The following is an 18,635-nucleotide window of genomic DNA, read 5'->3' on the forward strand; positions in this document are numbered from 1 at the left end:
GGAACCTACGCGGCGGCCGCGGCGCGGGCGGCCGCGGGCAGGGCGTCGACGATCTGCGCGACGGCCGCGTCGTCGTGGGCGGCGGTGAGGAACCAGGCCTCGAAGGCGGACGGCGGCAGCGAGATCCCGGCATCCAGCATCGCGTGGAAGAACCGGCCGTAGGCGGCGGTGTCCTGTCGCTGCGCCGCCCCGTAGTCGGGCACCCCGCCGACGACGTCCGCACCGAAGAACACGCTGAAGAGGGTTCCCGCCCGCTGCAGCACGTGGGGCACTCCGGCCTCGGCCAGCGCGCGCGCGGTCGCGTCGGCGACCGCGTCGGCGGCCTGTCCCAGCCGGAGGTAGACGGCGTCGTCGGCGAGACGGAGGGTCGCCAGTCCAGCGGCCACGGCGACCGGGTTCCCGCTCAGCGTCCCCGCCTGATACACGGGACCGAGCGGGGCCAGCAGATCCATGACGTCGGCGCGACCGCCGACGGCCGCGACCGGCAGACCCCCGCCGATCACCTTGCCGAACGTGACGAGGTCGGGGACGACCGTCTCCCCCGCCTCCGCGAGCACCTGCGCGTAGCCGCCCGGCGCGGCGCGGAAACCCGTGAGCACCTCGTCGCTGATCAGCAGGGCGCCCTCACGCCGGCAGAGGTCGGCGAGGAAGGCCGAGAACCCGGATGCCGGGGCCACGACACCCATGTTCGCGGCCGCGGCCTCGGTGATGACCGCGGCGATGCGACCGGGGTGGGCGGCGAAGGCCTCCTGCAGCGCGACCCGGTCGTTGTACGGCACGACGAGCGTCTGCGCCGCGACCGCCTCGGGCACGCCGGCCGACCCGGGCAGCGCGAAGGTCGCGAGCCCCGACCCTGCTGCCGCGAGCAGGCCATCGGAGTGCCCGTGGTAGTGACCGGCGAACTTCACGAGCAGGTCGCGGCCGGTGGCGCCGCGCGCCAGACGGATCGCCGTCATGGTCGCCTCGGTGCCGGTGGAGACCAGCCGCGCCTTCTGCACGGCGGGCACCCGCTCGACGATGAGCTCGACCAGTTCCGCCTCGGCGGGCGTGGGCGCCCCGAAGGACAGGCCGCGTGCCGCGGCCTCCTGCACGGCGGCGACGACCTCGGCGTGGGCGTGGCCGAGCAGCGCCGGACCCCAGCTGGCGACGAGGTCGACGTAGCGGCGGCCCTCGGCATCCGTCACGTACGGACCCGCGGCCTCGACGAGGAAGCGCGGCGTGCCGCCGACGGACCCGTAGGCGCGCACGGGCGAGTCCACACCGCCCGGGATGACGGCGCGGGCCCGGGTGAACAGGGCGTCGTTGGTGTCGGTCATGCGAGTGCGCGTCCCTCTCGGATCCAGCCGGCGACCTCGATCGCCCAGTACGTCAGAATCGCCTCGGCGCCGGCGCGGCGGATGCCGAGGAGGGTCTCCCCGATCGCACGCTCGCGGTCGATGACCCCGGCCGCGGCGGCGTGCTCGATCATCGCGTACTCGCCCGACACCTGGTAGGCCCAGACCGGCACCGACGAGACGGCGGCGACCTCGGCCAGCACGTCGAGGTAGGGCCCGGCGGGCTTGACCATGACGATGTCGGCGCCCTCGTCGATGTCGGCGAGCGCCTCCTGCACGCCCTCGCGGCCGTTGGCCGGGTCGAGCTGGTAGGTGCGGCGGTCGCCGGTGAGCGTCGACTCGACGGCGTCGCGGAAGGGGCCGTAGAAGGCGGAGGCGTACTTGGCGGAGTAGGCGAGGATCACGACGTCGCTGCGTCCCCCCGCATCCAGGGCGGCACGGCACGCGGCGACCTGGCCGTCCATCATGCCGGACAGGCCCAGGACGTCGGCGCCGGCCTCCGCCTGGGCGACGGCCATCCGCGCGTACACCTCGAGGGTCGCGTCGTTGTCGACGCTCCCGTCGGCGGCGAGCACGCCGCAGTGGCCGTGGTCGGTGAACTCGTCGAGGCAGAGGTCGGCCTGCACCGTGAGGCGCCCGGCCGCCGCGCGCGCCGCGACGGCGATCGCCCGGTTGAGGATGCCGTCGGGGTCGGTCGCGCCGCTGCCGACGGCGTCGCGCACCGCGGGAACGCCGAAGAGCATGATGCCGCCGATGCCGGCCTCCGCGGCGTCGTCGACGAGCGCGGCGAGCTGCTCGATCGGGTACTGCTGGACGCCGGGCATGCTGGCGATGGGCTGCGCCTGGGCGATGCCCTCCTTGACGAACACCGGCAGCACGAGACGACGCGCGCTCAGGTCGGTCTCGGACACGAGCCGGCGCAGCGCCGGCGTCTGCCGGAGGCGCCGCAGGCGGCGGACGGGGAACGTGGTCATGGGGTGACCTCCAGACGTCGGGATGAGGAGTCGAGCTCGGCGATGAGGGCGTCGATGCTCTGCGTGCGGGCGGTGTGGCCGACGGTGAAGCCGAGACGCTCGGCGTCGCGCGTCGTGCCCGGGCCGATCGAGGCGACGAGGGTGGATGCCGGGAGGGTGCCGACCTGGCGGCGCAGCTCGCGGCCGACGCTCAGCGAGGTGAGCAGGACGATGTCGAACCGCCCGTCGTGCAGCTCCCCCGCGACCTCCGGGTCGAGGTCGACGCCGACGGTGCGGTAGCCGATGCAGACGTCCACCGCGAACCCGCGCAGCTCGAGCTCGTCGCTGACGACCGCGGCGGCGAGGTCCGAGCGGACGACGAGGCAGCGCCCGGTGGATGCCGCGTCGTGCGCCGCGGTCCACTGCACGATCATCGTCTGCGCCGACGAGCGTCCTCCGGGGACGAACGCGACGCGCGCACCGAGGGCACCCACCGCGCGGGCCGTGGACGGACCGACGGCGGCGATCTCGAGGGTGTCCGGCAGGGTCCGCCGCTGCGCGGAGAGGAAGCCGGCGAGCTGCTCGACGCTCGCGGCGCTGGTGACGAAGAGCCACGCGTAGCGCCCGTCGGCGAGCGCGGTGAACGTCGCGTCGCGCGCGGCGGCGTCGCGGGGCGGCGCGGTGCGGATCACGGGTGCGATCACGGGCCGGGCGCCGCGCGCCGCGAGCTCCTGCGCGACCCGCTCACCCCAGGCGCCGCCGCGCGGCACGAGCACCCGCGCCCCCTCCAGGGCGGTCACCGTCCGGCTCCCTCCGCGCCGGTGGCGCGCGGGCCGAGGTCGGCGAGATCGCCGGCGCCGGCATCCATGAGCGCCGCGACGACGGATGCCGCGGCGAGATCGCGCCCGGCGGCGTCGGCCAGCTCCTCGCGGGTGGCGGTGTGCGCGACGCGGACGGCGCGGGCGCCGTCGAGGGCGTAGACCTCGGCGACCAGCGTGACGGGCGTTTCGACTCGGGCCTGCGGCCCTCGCTCAACGACCGGGAGGAGGCCACCGGTCGTTGAGCGAGCGGAGCGAGTCGAAACGTCCGCACCCGCCGCCGCGCCGAGCGTTTCGACTCGGGCCTGCGGCCCTCGCTCAACGACCGGGAGGAGGCCACCGGTCGTTGAGCGAGCGGAGCGCGTCGAAACGTCCGCACCCGCGGCCTCCGCGAGCCGGGCCGAGATGCCGACCGGCGCGGCGCAGCCGGCCTCCAGCAGCCGCAGCACGGCGCGCTCCCAGAGCGCGGTGACCTCGGCATCCGCATCGCTGATCGCGGCGATCTGCGCGGCGACCGCGGAGTCCGATCGCACCTCGACCGCCAGCGCACCCTGCCCGGCCGATGTCGGCCAGCCGTCCGCGGCGAAGCGGTCGGTGATCCGGTCGGTGCGGCCGATGCGGGTGAGGCCGGCCTCGGCGAGCACGATCGCGTCGTACTCCCCCTCGTCGACCTTCCGCAGCCGTGTGTCGACGTTGCCGCGGATGCCGCGGACCTGCAGATCGGGCCGGCGCCGGAGCAGCTGTGCGACCCGGCGGGGCGAGCCGCTGCCGACGACCGCGCCGTGCGGCAGGGTGTCGAGCGTGAGGCCGTCGCGGGCGCACAGCACATCGCCCACGGGTGCGCGCGGCGGCACGGCGGCGATCGCGAGGCCGTCGACCTCGGCGGTCGGCAGATCCTTCATCGAGTGCACCACGAGGTCGCACTCCCCGCGGAGGAGGGCTTCGCGAAGCGCCGCGACGAAGACACCGGTGCCGCCGAGCTGTGCAAGGGGCCCCGTGAGCACGTCGCCCGCCGTCGTGATCGGCACGAGCTCCACCTCGCGGCCGGTCGCCGCCCGGAGCGCCGCGGCGACGTGGCCCGACTGCGTGGTGGCGAGCAGGCTCGCACGGGTGCCGAGGCGCAGCGGCGCGGCGCCGGACGCGTCGGTCACGGTCACGGCGCGATCCCGGCGAGCGCGGGCTGGAAGCCCAGGCGCTTGTTCTCGCAGCATCCGGGACGGCACACGTCGTACCAGGGGCCGAGGTCGGTCTCGTGGGGACGGTCCACGGCCGGGGTGCCGTCCAGGCGCTCGACCATCAGATCGACGAGACCCGACACGTACGCCGGATGCGTGCCGGGGGTGGGCGTGCGCAGGGCGATCAGGCCGAGCTCCTCGGCGGTCTCCATCGCCTCGGTGTCGAGGTCCCAGAGCACCTCCATGTGGTCGCTGACGAAGCCGAGCGGCACGATCAGCACGGCCCGGCGCCCGCGGGCCGGGAGCTCGGCCATCGCGTCGTTGATGTCGGGCTCGAGCCACGGCACCTGCGGCGGGCCCGACCGGCTCTGGAAGACGAGCTGCCAGGCGCACGACGAGGCGAGGCGCGCCATGATCGCCTCGGCGACCGCGGTGTGCTGCGCGACGTAGGCCCCGCCGGCGCCGAACCCGCGCTCGGGCGGACCGGAGCGGTCGGCGTCGCTGTTCGGGATCGAGTGGGTGGAGAAGAGGATCTCGATCTGATCGTCGGCGAAGCCCTGCGCGTGGAGGGCGGCGAGTCCCTCGGCGACGCCCTCGGCGAACGGCGTGACGAAGCCCGGGTGGTCGAAGAACTGGCGCACCTTGTCGATCTCGACCTCGCCGGACAGGCCGGTCGCCTCCACGGCATCCGCCAGGTCTTCGCGATACTGCCGGCACGACGAGTACGAGCTGTACGCGCTCGTCGCGATCGCGAGCAGGCGCCGATGACCGGCATCGTGAGCATCCTGCAGCGCGTCGGCGACGTACGGCATCCAGTTGCGGTTGCCCCAGTAGACCGGCAGGTCGAGCCCGCGCGCGGCGAGCTCGGCGTCCAGGGCCGCCTTCAGCTCGCGATTGTGCTCGTTGATCGGCGAGACGCCGCCGAAGTGGCGGTAATGATGCGCGACCTCCTCCAGGCGCTCGTCGGGGATGCCGCGGCCCGCCGTGACGTTGCGCAGGAACGGGATCACGTCGTTCTGACCCTCGGGGCCGCCGAAACCCAGCAGCAGCACGCCGTCATACGCCGTCGGGACGCTGACGTGCGGCTCGCCGGCGCACGTCGCCGCGGTCGCGGCCGGCACCCGGCATCCGTCGCCGCAGACGGGAGCGGCACTCGCGCGCGCCGGCTTGGGGCGGAACGGCGCCGCAGCTGCGGCGCGGGGGGCGATGTTCTCGGCCATCAGCTCAGCACCTCCGCGAGCTCGTCCAGCTCGAGCCGTCGGCCGGTGTAGAACGGCACCTCTTCGCGCACGTGGCGGCGCGCGTCGGTGGCGCGCAGGTCGCGCATCATGTCGACGAGGTGGATCGGGTCGTCGCTCTCCAGCGGCAGCAGCCACTCGTAGTCGCTCAGGCCGAACGTGGAGACGGTGTTCGCGACGACGTCGGTGAAGCGGGCACCCTTGCGGCCGTGCTCGGCGAGCATCGCGGCGCGCTCCTCGTCGGGCAGCAGGTACCACTCGTAGCTGCGCACGAACGGGTACAGGCACAGCCAGCCGCGGGCGCTCTCGCCGCGGAGGTAGCCGGGCACGTGCCGCTTGTTGAACTCCGCCTCCCGGTGCACGCCCATCGCCGTCCAGACCGCCGTGTGCGCTTCCAGCGCCGCGGTGCGCCGGAGGGTGCGCAGCGCCTTCTGCAGGATGGCCGGGTCGTCGACCTCGCCGGGCGTGGTGTGCAGCCAGATCATGAGGTCGGCCTCGGCGCGCATGCCGGTGACGTCGTACAGGCCGCGGACGGTGACGCCGCCGGCCGTCACCGCGGCGACGGCCTCGGAGAGCTCGGCGATCGCCGCCGCGTCCGTCGCGGCGACGCGCGGGCGGGGCCCGGCGAGGACGGCGAAGAGGGTGTATCCGAGCGGGGTCTGTGCGGTCATGCGGTGCTCCTAGGAAACCGGGTGGGTGGGAAGAGAGGTCGGCGATGGGGATGCGGCCAGCGCACCGTCGATGCGGGCGGCGAGCGCGCGGGCGTGCGGGATGACGGAGGCCAGGCCCGTCCCTGCCGCGACGGCCCCGGCCGCATGGACGTGCGCCGGAAGCCCGTCGGGAGCGGCGGCCGCGGCGACGGCATCCGGCCACTCCTGGACGACCAGGTCGACGACGTCGGCGGCGGCCACCTCGACGCCGGTGAGGATCGAGACCTCGCGCGCGACGTCGTCGGCCGAGGCGAGGGTGCCGGCGGCGGCGTCGCGGGCGGACAGCCGCACGAGGTGGATGCCGTCGGGGACCGCCGCGCGCGCCCAGTCCCATTTGGCGGAGATGTGGGTGAGCGCCTTGGCCGCCGTCGGCAGCGCCGGGTCGGCGATGACGCCCGATCCGACCGGCTCGACGGCGAGGCCGGGGTGCGCGATGGCGGCGGCGACGAGGCGGACACCCGCCGCCGTCGGCGCGGGGGCGCGTTTCGACTCGTCGCTGCGCTCCTCGCTCAACGACCGGGGGGCGCGGACACGCTCCTCGCTCAACGACCGGGGGGCGCGGCCGGTCGTTGAGCGAGCGGAGCGAGTCGAAACGCCCGCACCCGCCAGCAGACGCGCCGCCTCCGCGGGGCCCGTCGCGATCACGACGTGACGCGCCGACAGCGATCCGCCGGCCGTGTCGACCGTGACCGTCTCGGCATCCGACCGCACGGCACGCACCGCGACGCCGGTGCGGATCTTCGCGCCGTGCGCCGCCGCGGCATCCGCGAGCTCCGCCGGAAGCCGCCACATGCCCCCGCGGACACCGCCGACGGCGGCGCCGGCGCGTTGACCGGTCGCCACGGCATCCGCGGCCTCGAGGAGCGAGCCCCGCGCGACGAACTCGCGCCAGAGGCCGGGGTGCAGCGCGGACAGCCGCGCGTCGGCGGCGGGCCGCGAGTAGACGCTGCGGCACAGCGTGTCGACGAGACGGTCGGCCACGCGAGCGCCGAGACGATCGGCGACGAGGTCGTACAACGACGGCTCCGCATCCGCCTCGACCGGCAGGCGCCGCTCGGCCCGGGCCCGCGCGGCGCCGTCGGCACCGATGATCGCGACGACGTCGTCGGCCTCGGGGTCGGCGGGGATGCCGAGAACGGTCCGTCGCGGCAGGCGGGCGCGGGTGACGCCGTCCTCGGTGGCCACCGCGAGCCACGCGCCCTGCGGGCGCGGCGCGACCAGCTCCAGGTCGAGCCCGGCATCGGCCACGAGGGTGGCGACGGCGTCGGTGCGCGTGGCGAACGACTCCGCGCCGAGGTCGATGTCCACGCCGGCGATCGTTCCCCGCCGCAGCAGCCCGCCGACCTCGGACGCCGCGTCGACGACGATCACGTCGTACCCGGCGCGGGCGAGGTCATGGGCGACGACGAGCCCGCCCATGCCGGCGCCGACGACGATGACGTCGGCATCCGTCGCGGGCGGCGCCGTGGAGACGGCACTCACCGCACGGACTCCGCGGGGGCGCGCCAGTCGTGCACGGTGCGCACGAGGTCGGTGAGCACGGCGGGATCGGTGTTCATCGGCACGCCGTGGCCGAGGTTGAACACGTGCGCCCGCGCGGCGAGCCCGGCACCGAGGGCGGCGTGCGCGGCGCGGCGGCGCACGTCCTCCGGAGCGAACAGCAGCGCCGGGTCGAGGTTTCCCTGCACCGTGACGTCGCGGCCGATCCGGGCCACCGCGTCGTCGAGGTCGACGCGGTAGTCGACGCCGAGCGCATCCACGCCGATCGAGGCCATGTCGGCGAGGATCTCGCCCGTGCCGACGCCGAAGTGGATCAGGGGCACGTCGATGCCCTCCCCGCGCAGGGCGCGGGCGGGCTCCAGCGCGGCCGCGGATGCCGGGAGCACGGCACGCCGGTAGTCGGCCGGGGCGAGCGCGCCGGCCCACGAGTCGAACAGCTGCGCCGCACTCGCCCCGGCACGCACCTGGAGGGCGAGGAAGCGGCCGGTGACCTCGGCGAGCCAGGCGGTGAGGTCGGCCCAGGCAGCCGGCTCGGAGTGGATGAGGCTGCGGGCGGCGAGGTGATCCTTGGACGGACCGCCCTCGACGAGGTAGGCCGCGAGCGTGAACGGCGCTCCGGCGAAACCGATGAGGGGAAGCGCCTCGCCGCGGCGGTCGCCCTCCTCCGCGAGCATCGCCACGGTGCGCTGCACCGCCTCCACGACGGCGTCGCCGCGCTCCTCCACGAGAGCGGGGTCGATCCGCACGAGGTCGGAGATCTCGGCCGCCGTCCGCACCGGGTGGCGGAAGACGGGACCGCGACCGGCCGCGATCTCGACCTCCACTCCGACGAGGTGCAGCGGCACGATGATGTCGCTGAAGAAGACCGCGGCATCCACGCCGTGCCGCCGCACCGGCTGCATCGTGATCTCGCTGGCGAGCTCGGGGGTGAGGCACGCGTCGAGCATCGTGCCGGTGGCGCGCAGCGCCCGGTACTCGGGCAGGGAGCGCCCGGCCTGGCGCATGAACCAGACCGGCGTCGTCTCGGGACGCTCGCCGCGGAGGGCACGGACCAGACGTGAGGCGGAGGTGCCGTGCGCGGTCAGGGGGTGAGCGGCGGCGGCGATGGAGGAGGTGATGATGATGCTCCCGACGGGACGGACTCGAGTGGGCGTTAATCGTTATACTAATCACGTTCCCTTCCGATCCGAATCCGACTGGACCCGCGTGCTCGTCTGCCTCTCCGCCCATCAGCGCACCACTCCCCTCGAGGCGTTGGAGCGGCTGTCGGTCGTCGGAGACACCGTCGCGACCGACCTGACGGCGGCGCACGAGAGCATCCGCGGAGCGGTCGTGCTGGCCACCTGCAACCGGTTCGAGGCCTACTTCGACCTGGCCGACGGGCCCGACGAGGCCTCGCCGCTGCCGGCGATGGATGCCGCGATGGAACGCCTCGCCGAGCTGTCGGCGCTCCCCTTCCGCGACGTGCGCGAGACGGTCGACTTCGCGCACGGCAACCACGTCGCGCAGCATCTCTTCTCGGTGGCGTCGGGCCTGGACTCGGTCGCCGTCGGCGAGGACGAGATCGCCGGACAGGTGCGCCGCGCCCTCGACGCCGCCCGGCGGGAGGGGGTCACGACCGCGCCCCTCGAGCATCTCTTCCAGCGCGCGACGGAGACCTCGCGCGCCGTCAAGAACTCGACCAGGCTCGGCGAGTCGGGCCGATCGCTCGTGCGACTGGCCGTCGAGCTCGCCGGCTCCCGCCTCGGCTCCTGGGAACAGGCCCGCGTGCTCCTGATCGGCACGGGGCGCTACGCGGCGGCATCCCTCGCGGCCCTGCGCGACGTCGGCGCCGTCGACATCCGCGTGCACTCGCGCTCCGGCCGCGACCGCTTCGCGAAGCGGGAGCACCTGACGGCGGTGTCGGCCGAGGACTTCGCCGCCGAGGCCGCCCGCGCCGACGTCATCGTCACCTGCACGACCACGACCGACACCTACGCCCTCGACGTGGAGAACCACGGCGCCGCGCGCGCCGGACTGGCCACGCCGCAGCTGATCATCGATCTCGGGATGCCGCGCAACGTCGATCCGGGGCTCCGATCGCTTCCGGAGATCGAGCTGCTCGACCTCGACACCATCCGCGTGCACGCACCGATCGACGAGTTCGCCACCATCGGCGAGGCCCGCCTCATCGTGCAGACCGCGGCGCAGCGTCACGCGATGGCGCGGCGCGTGCACGAGGTGGCACCGGCGGTGGTCCACATGCGCACCCACGTTCAGGCGGTGCTCGACCGCGAGCTCGAGCGGGCGCGCACCCGCGGCGGGAGCGCGGAGACCGAGGCCGCCCTGCGGCACTTCTCCGGCGCGCTGCTGCACGGGCTGATCTCCCAGGGGCACACGCTGGCCGCCGCGGGCTCCGGAACGGCCTGGACCCACGCGGTGGACACCGTCTTCCCCGCCGCCGGCGATCCCCGCACCCGCACGGATGACGGCGACGCGCGCGACCACGGCGACGGCGACGGCGGACGCGGATGACACGCGTCACGCTCCGCGACGTCGCCGCGCGGGCGGGGGTGTCGACGGCGGCGATCAGCCAGGCGCTCAACGGCCGCGGCAACCTCAGCGCGGAGACGCGGGAGCGCATCAAGGCCGTCGCGGCCGAACTGGGCTACGCGCCCAACAAGCACGCGAGCGCGCTGCGCAGCGGCCGCACGATGTCGATCGGCTTCGTCATGGCCGCCAACTCGCTGCAGGACGGGCGCCGGGCGCTGCAGCGCGCACGCCAGCTCGACGCGCTCGTCGAGGCGGGGGCGACGCGGGGCTTCACCGTGACGGTGCTGCCCGACAGCCGCCCCGACCTCCTGTCGGGCGCGCAGATCGACGCGCTCTACTTCCCCGACCCCGCCGATGACCGCACGATCCTGCGCGACGCCGTGGCCGCCGGCATCCCCGTCGCCGCGAACGACCTCACCGTCCCCGGCGGAGTGCTGACGATCCGCACCGGCTACGCCGCGGCCGTGCGCGCGGGCCTCGCGCATCTGGCCGACGCCGGAGCGCAGCGCATCGGGTTCCTCGTGGACGAGAGCGAGGTCCCGCGCGACCAGCTCGGCGAGAGCGCCTACCTCGCCTGGAGCGCCCTCAACGGGCGCACACCGTTGGTGGCCCGGGTGGACGCCGGGCGCCGACGCCTCGTGCCCGCGCTGCACGAGCTCCTGGATGCCGACGTCGACGCCGTCTTCGCGTACTGCGAGGAGGGGCCGGAGATCTACCTGCACCTGGAGGAGATCGACACGGTCATGCCGCGCGACGTGCAGCTGCTCGTCCTGTGCACGATCGACTGCGAGATGAACACCCGGCTGGGCGTCACCCACCTGTGCCTGCACCCCGAGAAGGCCCCCGAGGTCATGTTCGCCGCGCTCGACGCCGGCGAGGCGCCGCGCTCGATCGAGCTGCCGTACGAGCTCGTCCGCGGCTCGACCACCCGCTGAGCCCGACGGCCGGCGCGGCCTGCGGCCCGCCGACTCGTCCCGAACTCCTCCAACGCCGCCGGCCCGCGGCCGCGGAGCCCCGGTTTCGCGGCGTCCGCCGCGCGGCGGTCATGATTCTGGAGGAGTTCGGCACGTCGGCGGCCGCACCTACGATGTCAGGATGCCCACGCTCGGAACCCGCCGCCCCCTCGGCGAGATCGTCGCGCCGCGCCGCCTCGGCCGCGACTTCCGCTGGCTGCTGGCCTCGTCGTGGACGAGCAACCTCGGCGACGGCATCGCACTGTCGGCATCCCCGTTGCTCATCGCCTCGCTGACGAGCTCGCCGATCCTCGTCGCCGCCGGCGCGATGATGCAGTATCTGCCGTGGCTGCTGTTCGGACTGTTCGCGGGCTCGGTCGCCGACCATCACGACCGCCGTCGCCTGGTGATCGTCGCGAACGCGCTGCGCGCGCTCGTCGTCGCGGGCCTGGTCGCCTTCCTCGTGACCGGCGCCGTGACCGTGTGGATCGTGCTGGTGGCCGCGTTCCTGTACGGCACGGCGGAGGTGTTCGCCGACACCGCCGGCAGCACGCTGCTGCCGATGCTCGTACGCCCCGCGGATCTCGGTCTCGGCAACGCCCGGCTGCAGGCCGGCTACCTGGTCGCGAACCAGCTCGCCGGTCCGCCGCTCGGCGCCTTCCTGTTCGCGATGGGATCGTTCTGGCCGTTCCTGACCCAGATCGTCTGCGTGACACTGGCCATCGTGCTCATCGCACGGATCGCCCGTACGCCGATCCCCGAGCGCGAAAAGGCGGATGCCGAGCGGCCCGCCCAGCCGATCCGCGAGGGCCTTCGCTGGCTGCGCGCGAACCCGCCGGTGCGCACGCTCGTGATGATCATCCTGGTCTTCAACATCACCTGGGCCGCTCCCTGGGGCATCCTCGTCCTGTACGCCACCGACCACCTCGGCATGGGGCCGGTCGGCTACGGAGCGCTGACGACGGCATCCGCGCTGGGTGGGCTCGTCGGGATCGCGATCTTCGGCGCGCTGGAGAGGCGGGTCTCGTTCGCGACGCTCATGCGGGTGTGTCTGACGCTCGAAGTGGTCATGCATCTCGCCTTCGCGCTGACGACGGTGCCGGCGATCGCGTTCGTGATCATGTTCGGCTTCGGCGTGTACGCGTTCGTGTGGGCCACGATCTCGACCACCGTCCGCCAGCGCCTCGTGCCGTTGGCGCTCCAGGGCCGCATCGCGTCGGTGAACATGGTCGGCGTCTTCGCCGGGCTCGTGATCGGTCAGGCGCTCGGCGGCGTGATCGCTCAGACCTGGGGCCTGACGGCGCCCTGGTGGTTCGCGTTCGGCGGATCGGCGTTGACGCTCATCCTCGTCTGGCGCTCGATCTCATCGATCGCCGCGGCGAAGCCGGTGCTGGCAGAGACGGACAGCGGTGCCGACGAGCCCCGGTGACGAGGCACGAACGTCCGCGCGTGCGCGTCTCATCGTGGCAGGGTCGTGATCCCCAGGTCGAGAAACGGCAGACTGTCCCGCGGCAGCACGATCGTGCAGACGACACTGTCGTCTGCACGGAACCCGAACGCGTAGACGAACGGGTCGGTGTCGATGTGCAGGCCGGAGCAGTCGCGGCCGTCGACGGTGAGCGAGGCCGGGGCCACCGACGTCGGCGTCGCGCGCCAGTCGCCGTCATCCGGGAAACCTGTGGGAATCGCCGGCAGCCCCAGCTCCTCGCGGTAGACGTTGCGCAGCACGTCATTGGTGTGGTCGACGAGCAGCGGGGCGAGCGCATGCCTCTCCGGGTCGGGCGACGCCTGCCACGCCGTACGGACGGCGCTCCACAGCATCGGGTATCGGAAGAACTGGGCCTGTTCGACGAGCCAGGCTGGTCGCCCCCACGGCGGTTCCTCCTCGATGGAACGCCGTGTCTGCTCGTCGAGTTCGATCTCATTCCTCGGATCGGAGCGGTCCTCGGGGTACCGCCACAGTGTGTAGGAGAACTCCACCGTCAGCTCTTCGTGACCTGCCCACCCCGAACTCTCCGTGAAGCCCGTGATCGGCAGACGTGTGATGCCCGGTTGCGGGCGCAACTGGAAGACCGGGAAGGCGACGGCGCGCAGCCGCGCCTCCGAGGCGACTCTCGGATCGGGCGCGTCTTCCGGGAGGACCCCGCCGAACTCCATATCCCCAGTGTGACGGACGGGGGGCGATGCCGGGAGCGAGTGGGACGAGTCGGCCGATCGGCGCCGCTCAGTCCTCGAACGCGCCGTAGACCGCGAGCGTGTTGGCCGCCAACTGCGCGCACAGCTCATCGAGCGGCATCCCGAGCTCCTCGGCCATGAAGCGCACCGTCACCGGGATCAGGTACGGCGCGTTCGGCCGACCGCGCAGCGGCGTGGGCGTGAGGAACGGCGCGTCGGTCTCGACGAGGATCCGCTCGCGCGGCGTCACCGCCAGCGCGTCGCGCAGGCTCTGCGCGTTCTTGAAGGTGATGTTGCCCGCGAAGCTCAGCCAGTAGCCGCGGTCGGCGGCGATGCGCGCCATGTCGGCGTCGCCGGAGAAGCAGTGGAACACCGTCCGCTCGGGGGCACCGACCCGCTCCAGCGTCTCCAGCACGGCCTCGTGCGCGTCGCGGTCGTGGATCTGCATCGCGATGGCGTGCTTCTTCGCCAGCGCGATGTGCGCCTCGAAGCTCTCGAACTGCGCGGGACGTCCCGTCTCGTCGGTGCGGAAGAAGTCCAGCCCCGTCTCGCCGATCGCGCGCACGCGCGGCTGCGCGGCGAGCTCGTCGATCACGGCGATCGCCTCGGCGAGCATGCCCCGCTCGGCATACGCGGGTGCCTCGTTGGGATGGATCGCCACCGCCGCGAGCACGCGGGGGTGGGATGCCGCGGCCCACGCCGACCACCGGCTCGATTCGATGTCGCCGCCGGCCTGCACGGCCCCGATCACGTTCACCTCGACCGCGCGACGCAGCTGCTCGTCGAGCGGCAGCCCCTCGCCGTCCTCGATCTCCAGGTGCGTGTGGTTGTCGTACACCGGCACGGGCAGGGGTTCCGGCGCCGGCGGGTACGAGACGTCGCGCGCGCTCTTCTCACGCACGCGGACGTACGTCGACGGATCAACGGCGTCACTCACCGGCATCCCCTCTCTGCTTCGCTCCGGCGCACTGGCCCCGCCGCGTGTCCGTGTCCCACTCTCTGTCGGATAGCGCACCCCCAGGGAGCATCTTTGGGGACATGCCGCGCCGCAAGTGGGACACAGACGGGCGGGAATTCCTACTGGTCGATGCGCGGGAACAGCGGCTCGAGCCCGTTCACGCTCGTACCGGGGACGAGCACGCCCCAGTTCCCGGCCTCACGCAGCGGCTGGTCCTGCAGACGCCCCGCATGCCCGAGCGCCACCCACAGCTTCTGCGTCGCCACCGGCATCACCGGGCTGAGCAGCACCGCGAGGGCGCGCAGACCCTCCGCCGCCGTGTACAGCACCGTTGCGAGGCGCGCGCGCTGGGCGTCATCCTTCGCCAGCGCCCACGGCGCGTTCTCGGTGATGTAGCCGTTCAGCGCATCCACGATCGTCCAGATCGCGGCGATGGCCTCGTCGGGACGGAACCGCTCCATCGCCGCATCGGCGGCCGACGCGGCATCCGCCACGATCTTCTGGATGCCGAGGTCGCCCTCCGTGTACGCGGCCGGCGGCGGCACGATGCCCTCGAAGTACTTCTCGATCATCGCGGTCGTGCGCGAGGCGAGGTTGCCGAAACCGTTCGCGAGCTCGGCCTGGTAGCGCGCCGACAGGTCCTCCCACGAGAACGAGCCATCCTGGCCGAACGCGATCGCCGAGAGGAAGTAGAACCGGTACGCGTCCGAACCGAACACGTCGGTGATCTCGGTCGGGGCGATGCCGGTCAGCTTGGACTTCGACATCTTCTCGCCGCCGACGAGCAGCCACCCGTGGGCGAACACGCCGCGGGGCACGTCGAGCCCGGCCGCCATCAGCATGGCGGGCCAGATGACGGCGTGGAAGCGGAGGATGTCCTTGCCGACCACGTGGTAGGCCGGCCAGCGCCGCGCGAACTGGTCGGGATCGGTGCCGTACCCGACCGCGGTCGCGTAGTTGAGCAGCGCGTCGACCCACACGTAGATGACGTGTGACGGGTCCCACGGCACGGTGATGCCCCAGTCGAACGCCGAGCGGGAGATCGACAGGTCCTTGAGCCCTGACCGCACGAACGAGACCACCTCGTTGCGCGCCGACTCGGGCCGCACGAAGTCGGGCTCGGTCTTGTAGAGCTCCAGCAGGCGGTCCTGGAACTCGCTCAGCTTGAAGAAGTAGTTCTTCTCCTGCAGCAGCTCCAACGGCTTGGAGTGGATCGCGCAGACCTTGAGGCCCTCGAACGCCCCGGTGCCGTCGACGATCTCCGCCTCCGGCTTGAACTCCTCGCAGCCGACGCAGTACAGCGCCTCGTACTCGCCCGCGTAGATGTAGCCGCGGTCGTAGAGCGCCTTCACGAACTGCTGCACGCGCTCCTCGTGGCGCGGCTGCGTCGTGCGGATGAAGTCGTCGTTGGCGACGTCGAGCGTCTTCAGCAGCGGGAACCACGACTCGGTGACGAGCTTGTCGACCCACTCCTGCGGCGTCACACCGTTCGCGGCCGCCGCGCGGAGCATCTTCTGCCCGTGCTCATCGGTGCCGGTGAGCATCCAGGTGTCGTCTCCCGCCTGGCGATGCCAGCGCGCGAGGGTGTCGACGGCGACCGTCGTGTACCCGTGGCCGATGTGCGGCAGATCGCTCGGGTAGTAGATCGGCGTCGTGATGTAGAAGGACTGACCAGATGTCACCCGTCGATTCTAGTTCGGGGCGACCGTCGCCTCCCCCGTGTGACGACGCCGCGGAGCCCTTACGCGCCGTCAGGCGCTCTCGCGGACGATCAGCGTCGTGGGAAGGACGACGGCGTCGCGCTGGCGGCCGGCGATGGCGTCCATGACCATCTCGACCATGGTCGCGCTGATCTGCGCCCAGGGCTGGCGGATCGTGGTCAGAGGCGGCGTGTGCGCCTCGGCGAGACCCGAGTCGTCGAAGCCGGCGAGCGCGATGTCCTGCGGGATGCGGCGCCCCTGCGCGGCGAGCGTCTGCGCCGCGCCGACGGCGAGCAGGTCGCTGGCGGCGAACACGGCATCCACGTCGGGGGCCCGCTCCAGGAGGCGGGACATCGCCGCGGCGCCGGCGTCGCGCGTGAACGCCACGACCTCGACGAGGTCCTCGTCGAAGCGCTCACCGAGCTCCTCGCGGAAGCCGTCGAGGCGGAAGCGTCCGCTGGGGGTGTCCAGCGGCCCGGTGATCAGGGCGATGCGGCGGTGTCCGGCATCCATGAGGTGCCGCGTCATCGTGCGTGCCGAGCCCACCTCGTCGATCGCGACGTGCGGCACGGCGAGACCCTCCCACAGGGGGATGCCGGAGCACACCGTCGGCACGCCGGCGTTCACGAGCGAGCCGAGCAGATCGTCGGAGTCGTGCGAGGAGACGAGCAGCACGCCGTCCACGTGACCGGCGCGGACGTAGCGTTCGGCGTTGGCCTGCTCGCGCTCGGTGTCGGCGATGAGGAGCACGAGCGTCATCCCCCGCTCGGAGACCGCGTCGGTCGCGCCGCGCAGCAGCAGCGCCATGTTCGGGTCGGACAGGAGGACGTGCTGCGACTCGGTCAGCAGGAAGGCGAGGGAGCCGGTCTTCCCGGTCGCAAGGCTCCGCGCCGCCTGGTTGGTGGTGTAGCCCGTGGAGACGATCGCGGCGTCGACGGCGGCCCGAGCCTCGGGCGACACCCAGTGTCCGCCGTTGAGCACACGCGACACCGTTCCGTACGAGACGCCGGCCGCCGCGGCCACGTCGCGGATGGTCGGCTTCCTCGGCACGTCACTCGGTGTCACGAGAGCCGACTCTACCGGTGTCTACAACGATTCCCGCTCGAAGAGCACCCCTCACTGTAACCGATCACAGTCGGAAGACTGTAACCGGTCACAGTTCGATAACGAAGCCGTTATCTTTCGATTTCCGACCGCACAATTGAGGGCGTTCGCACCCGGTGCGACATCACCCCAGGGCGGCGGAGCAGCCGAGCTACGGCCCCTCTCCCCCTGTGATCCCAGAGAGAGGCACACCGATGAAGGTGAAGAAGAAGGGCGCCGTCGCCCTCGGACTGCTCGTCGCGTCCGGCATCCTGGCACTGGCCGGCTGCTCCGGCGGCTCGAGTGCACAGCCCACCGGCAGCGCAGACGCGGGGGCCGCGACCAGCGGCCAGCTGACCGTCTGGGTCGACGCCGACCGCGCACGCGCCCTGGAGGACGTCGCGAAGAAGTTCGAGCAGGACAAGGGCGTGAAGGTCAACCTCGTCGTCAAGGACTACGGCAAGATCCGCGACGAGTTCACCGCGCAGGTTCCGACCGGGAAGGGCCCGGACATCACCATCGGCGGCCACGACTGGATCGGCGCGTTCGTCAAGGACGGCATCGTCGCCCCGGTCGAGCTCGGCGACAAGGCCGCCGACTTCGAGAAGGTCGCCGTCGAAGCCGTCACCTACGAAGGCAAGACCTACGGACTGCCCTACGCGATCGAGAACATCGCGGTGCTGCGCAACACCGCGCTGGCCGACTCGACTCCGGCCACCTACGACGAGATGATCGCCAAGGGCCGCGCCGCCGGCACGGAGTACCCGTTCGTCGTCGGACTCGACCCGCAGGCGTCCGACCCGTACCACCTCTACCCGTTCCAGACGTCGTTCGGCACCTCGGTCTTCGCCCGCAACGCCGACGGCTCCTACGACGCCGGCAAGCTCACCATCGGCGACGAGGGCGGACAGAAGTTCGCCGCCTGGCTCGCCGCGCAGGGCGACACCGGCACCAAGGTGCTGAACCTGAACCTCTCCGGCGACCTCGCCAAGGAGGCCTTCAACGCCGGCAAGTCGCCGTACTTCCTGACCGGCCCGTGGAACGTCGCGGATGCCCAGAAGGCCGGCATCGACGTCGCCGTCGACGCCATCCCCACCGCGGGCGGCGGCGACGCCCAGCCGTTCGCCGGCGTGCAGACGTTCTTCCTCAGCGCCAAGAGCAGCAACGCCCTCATCGCCAACGAGTTCCTGGTCAACTACATCGCCACCGCCGACGTCCAGACGGCGCTCTTCCAGGCCGGCGGACGTCCGCCGGCACTGACCGCCGCCTTCGAGGCCGCGCAGTCCGACCCGATCGTCGAGGGCTTCGCGAAGGTCGGCGCGAACGCCGTGCCGATGCCCTCGATCCCGCAGATGGGCTCGGTCTGGGACGACTGGGGCAAGACGGAGGCCGCCCTCATCAAGGGTGTCTCCGACCCGGCGGCGGAGTGGACCACGATGGCCGACTCGATCACGAGCAAGCTCGGCTGATCCCGCGAGGAGGGGCGGCCGCACCGCCGCCCCTCCT

The 18,635-nt window shown here is 72.8% G+C and carries 16 protein-coding genes; 4 read left to right on the forward strand and 12 right to left on the reverse strand.

The window, feature by feature from the left end:
* Nucleotides 1-5: 5 nt before the first annotated feature.
* From hemL to hemE, 8 genes are read right to left on the reverse strand one after another with little or no spacing between them, the layout of a single operon-like run.
* Nucleotides 6-1,316 (reverse strand): glutamate-1-semialdehyde 2,1-aminomutase, encoded by a 1,311-nt coding sequence (hemL, locus tag KY498_RS05450; protein WP_191008324.1) that lies wholly within the window; start codon nt 1,314-1,316, stop codon nt 6-8.
* Nucleotides 1,313-2,308 (reverse strand): porphobilinogen synthase, encoded by a 996-nt coding sequence (gene hemB / locus KY498_RS05455; RefSeq protein WP_061782172.1) that lies wholly within the window; start codon nt 2,306-2,308, stop codon nt 1,313-1,315. The genes hemL and hemB overlap by 4 nt, the downstream gene beginning before the upstream one ends.
* Nucleotides 2,305-3,087 carry a uroporphyrinogen-III synthase gene (locus KY498_RS05460; protein ID WP_191008323.1) on the reverse strand — a complete coding sequence of 261 codons (783 nt, stop codon included), beginning with the start codon at nt 3,085-3,087 and terminating at the stop codon, nt 2,305-2,307. The genes hemB and KY498_RS05460 overlap by 4 nt, the downstream gene beginning before the upstream one ends.
* The gene (gene hemC, locus KY498_RS05465; protein ID WP_223848893.1) at nt 3,084-4,262 is read right to left on the reverse strand and encodes a hydroxymethylbilane synthase; all 1,179 of its coding nucleotides are present in this window, start codon (nt 4,260-4,262) and stop codon (nt 3,084-3,086) included. The genes KY498_RS05460 and hemC overlap by 4 nt, the downstream gene beginning before the upstream one ends.
* Nucleotides 4,259-5,500 (reverse strand): ferrochelatase, encoded by a 1,242-nt coding sequence (locus KY498_RS05470; protein ID WP_219879549.1) that lies wholly within the window; start codon nt 5,498-5,500, stop codon nt 4,259-4,261. Before KY498_RS05470 ends, hemC begins: the two co-directional genes overlap by 4 nt.
* On the reverse strand, nt 5,500-6,189 hold the full coding sequence (gene hemQ, locus KY498_RS05475; protein ID WP_191008321.1) for a hydrogen peroxide-dependent heme synthase: 690 nt from the start codon (nt 6,187-6,189) through the stop codon (nt 5,500-5,502). The genes KY498_RS05470 and hemQ overlap by 1 nt, the downstream gene beginning before the upstream one ends.
* Before the next feature lie 9 nt (nt 6,190-6,198).
* Nucleotides 6,199-7,710, reverse strand: a complete 1,512-nt coding sequence (locus tag KY498_RS05480) for an NAD(P)/FAD-dependent oxidoreductase (protein ID WP_223849519.1) — start codon at nt 7,708-7,710, stop codon at nt 6,199-6,201.
* The gene (gene hemE / locus KY498_RS05485) at nt 7,707-8,783 is read right to left on the reverse strand and encodes a uroporphyrinogen decarboxylase (RefSeq protein WP_223849024.1); all 1,077 of its coding nucleotides are present in this window, start codon (nt 8,781-8,783) and stop codon (nt 7,707-7,709) included. The genes KY498_RS05480 and hemE overlap by 4 nt, the downstream gene beginning before the upstream one ends.
* A 151-nt stretch (nt 8,784-8,934) precedes the next feature.
* Here hemE and KY498_RS05490 point away from each other — a divergent pair, with 151 nt between their 5' ends.
* From KY498_RS05490 to KY498_RS05500, 3 genes are all read left to right on the forward strand, one after another.
* Nucleotides 8,935-10,242, forward strand: a complete 1,308-nt coding sequence (locus KY498_RS05490) for a glutamyl-tRNA reductase (RefSeq protein ID WP_223848892.1) — start codon at nt 8,935-8,937, stop codon at nt 10,240-10,242.
* The gene (locus KY498_RS05495; RefSeq protein ID WP_101305995.1) at nt 10,239-11,195 is read left to right on the forward strand and encodes a LacI family DNA-binding transcriptional regulator; all 957 of its coding nucleotides are present in this window, start codon (nt 10,239-10,241) and stop codon (nt 11,193-11,195) included. The genes KY498_RS05490 and KY498_RS05495 overlap by 4 nt, the downstream gene beginning before the upstream one ends.
* A 160-nt stretch (nt 11,196-11,355) precedes the next feature.
* A complete protein-coding gene (locus tag KY498_RS05500) occupies nt 11,356-12,642 on the forward strand; it encodes an MFS transporter (RefSeq protein ID WP_191008320.1) in 1,287 nt (428 codons plus the stop codon).
* Nucleotides 12,643-12,671: 29 nt separating this feature from the next.
* Here KY498_RS05500 and KY498_RS05505 read toward each other — a convergent pair whose 3' ends face one another.
* The 4 genes from KY498_RS05505 to KY498_RS05520 all read right to left on the reverse strand — a co-directional run bounded on the left by KY498_RS05505 (nt 12,672) and on the right by KY498_RS05520 (nt 17,111).
* A complete protein-coding gene (locus KY498_RS05505; RefSeq protein ID WP_191008319.1) occupies nt 12,672-13,370 on the reverse strand; it encodes a hypothetical protein in 699 nt (232 codons plus the stop codon).
* A gap of 67 nt (nt 13,371-13,437) precedes the next feature.
* Entirely contained in the window at nt 13,438-14,331 is an 894-nt protein-coding gene (locus tag KY498_RS05510; protein ID WP_191008318.1) for a TatD family hydrolase, read from the reverse strand.
* 134 nt (nt 14,332-14,465) lie between these two features.
* Nucleotides 14,466-16,028, reverse strand: coding sequence for a methionine--tRNA ligase (metG, locus tag KY498_RS05515; protein WP_191008317.1), 1,563 nt, complete (start codon nt 16,026-16,028; stop codon nt 14,466-14,468).
* 69 nt (nt 16,029-16,097) lie between these two features.
* Nucleotides 16,098-17,111 (reverse strand): LacI family DNA-binding transcriptional regulator, encoded by a 1,014-nt coding sequence (locus KY498_RS05520; RefSeq protein WP_060959325.1) that lies wholly within the window; start codon nt 17,109-17,111, stop codon nt 16,098-16,100.
* 233 nt (nt 17,112-17,344) lie between these two features.
* Here KY498_RS05520 and KY498_RS05525 point away from each other — a divergent pair, with 233 nt between their 5' ends.
* Nucleotides 17,345-18,598 carry an extracellular solute-binding protein gene (locus KY498_RS05525; RefSeq protein WP_191008316.1) on the forward strand — a complete coding sequence of 418 codons (1,254 nt, stop codon included), beginning with the start codon at nt 17,345-17,347 and terminating at the stop codon, nt 18,596-18,598.
* Nucleotides 18,599-18,635 lie beyond the last annotated feature (37 nt).

The sequence above is a fragment of the Microbacterium sp. PAMC21962 genome (assembly GCF_019443465.1).
Classification (GTDB): Bacteria; Actinomycetota; Actinomycetes; order Actinomycetales; family Microbacteriaceae; genus Microbacterium; species Microbacterium hominis.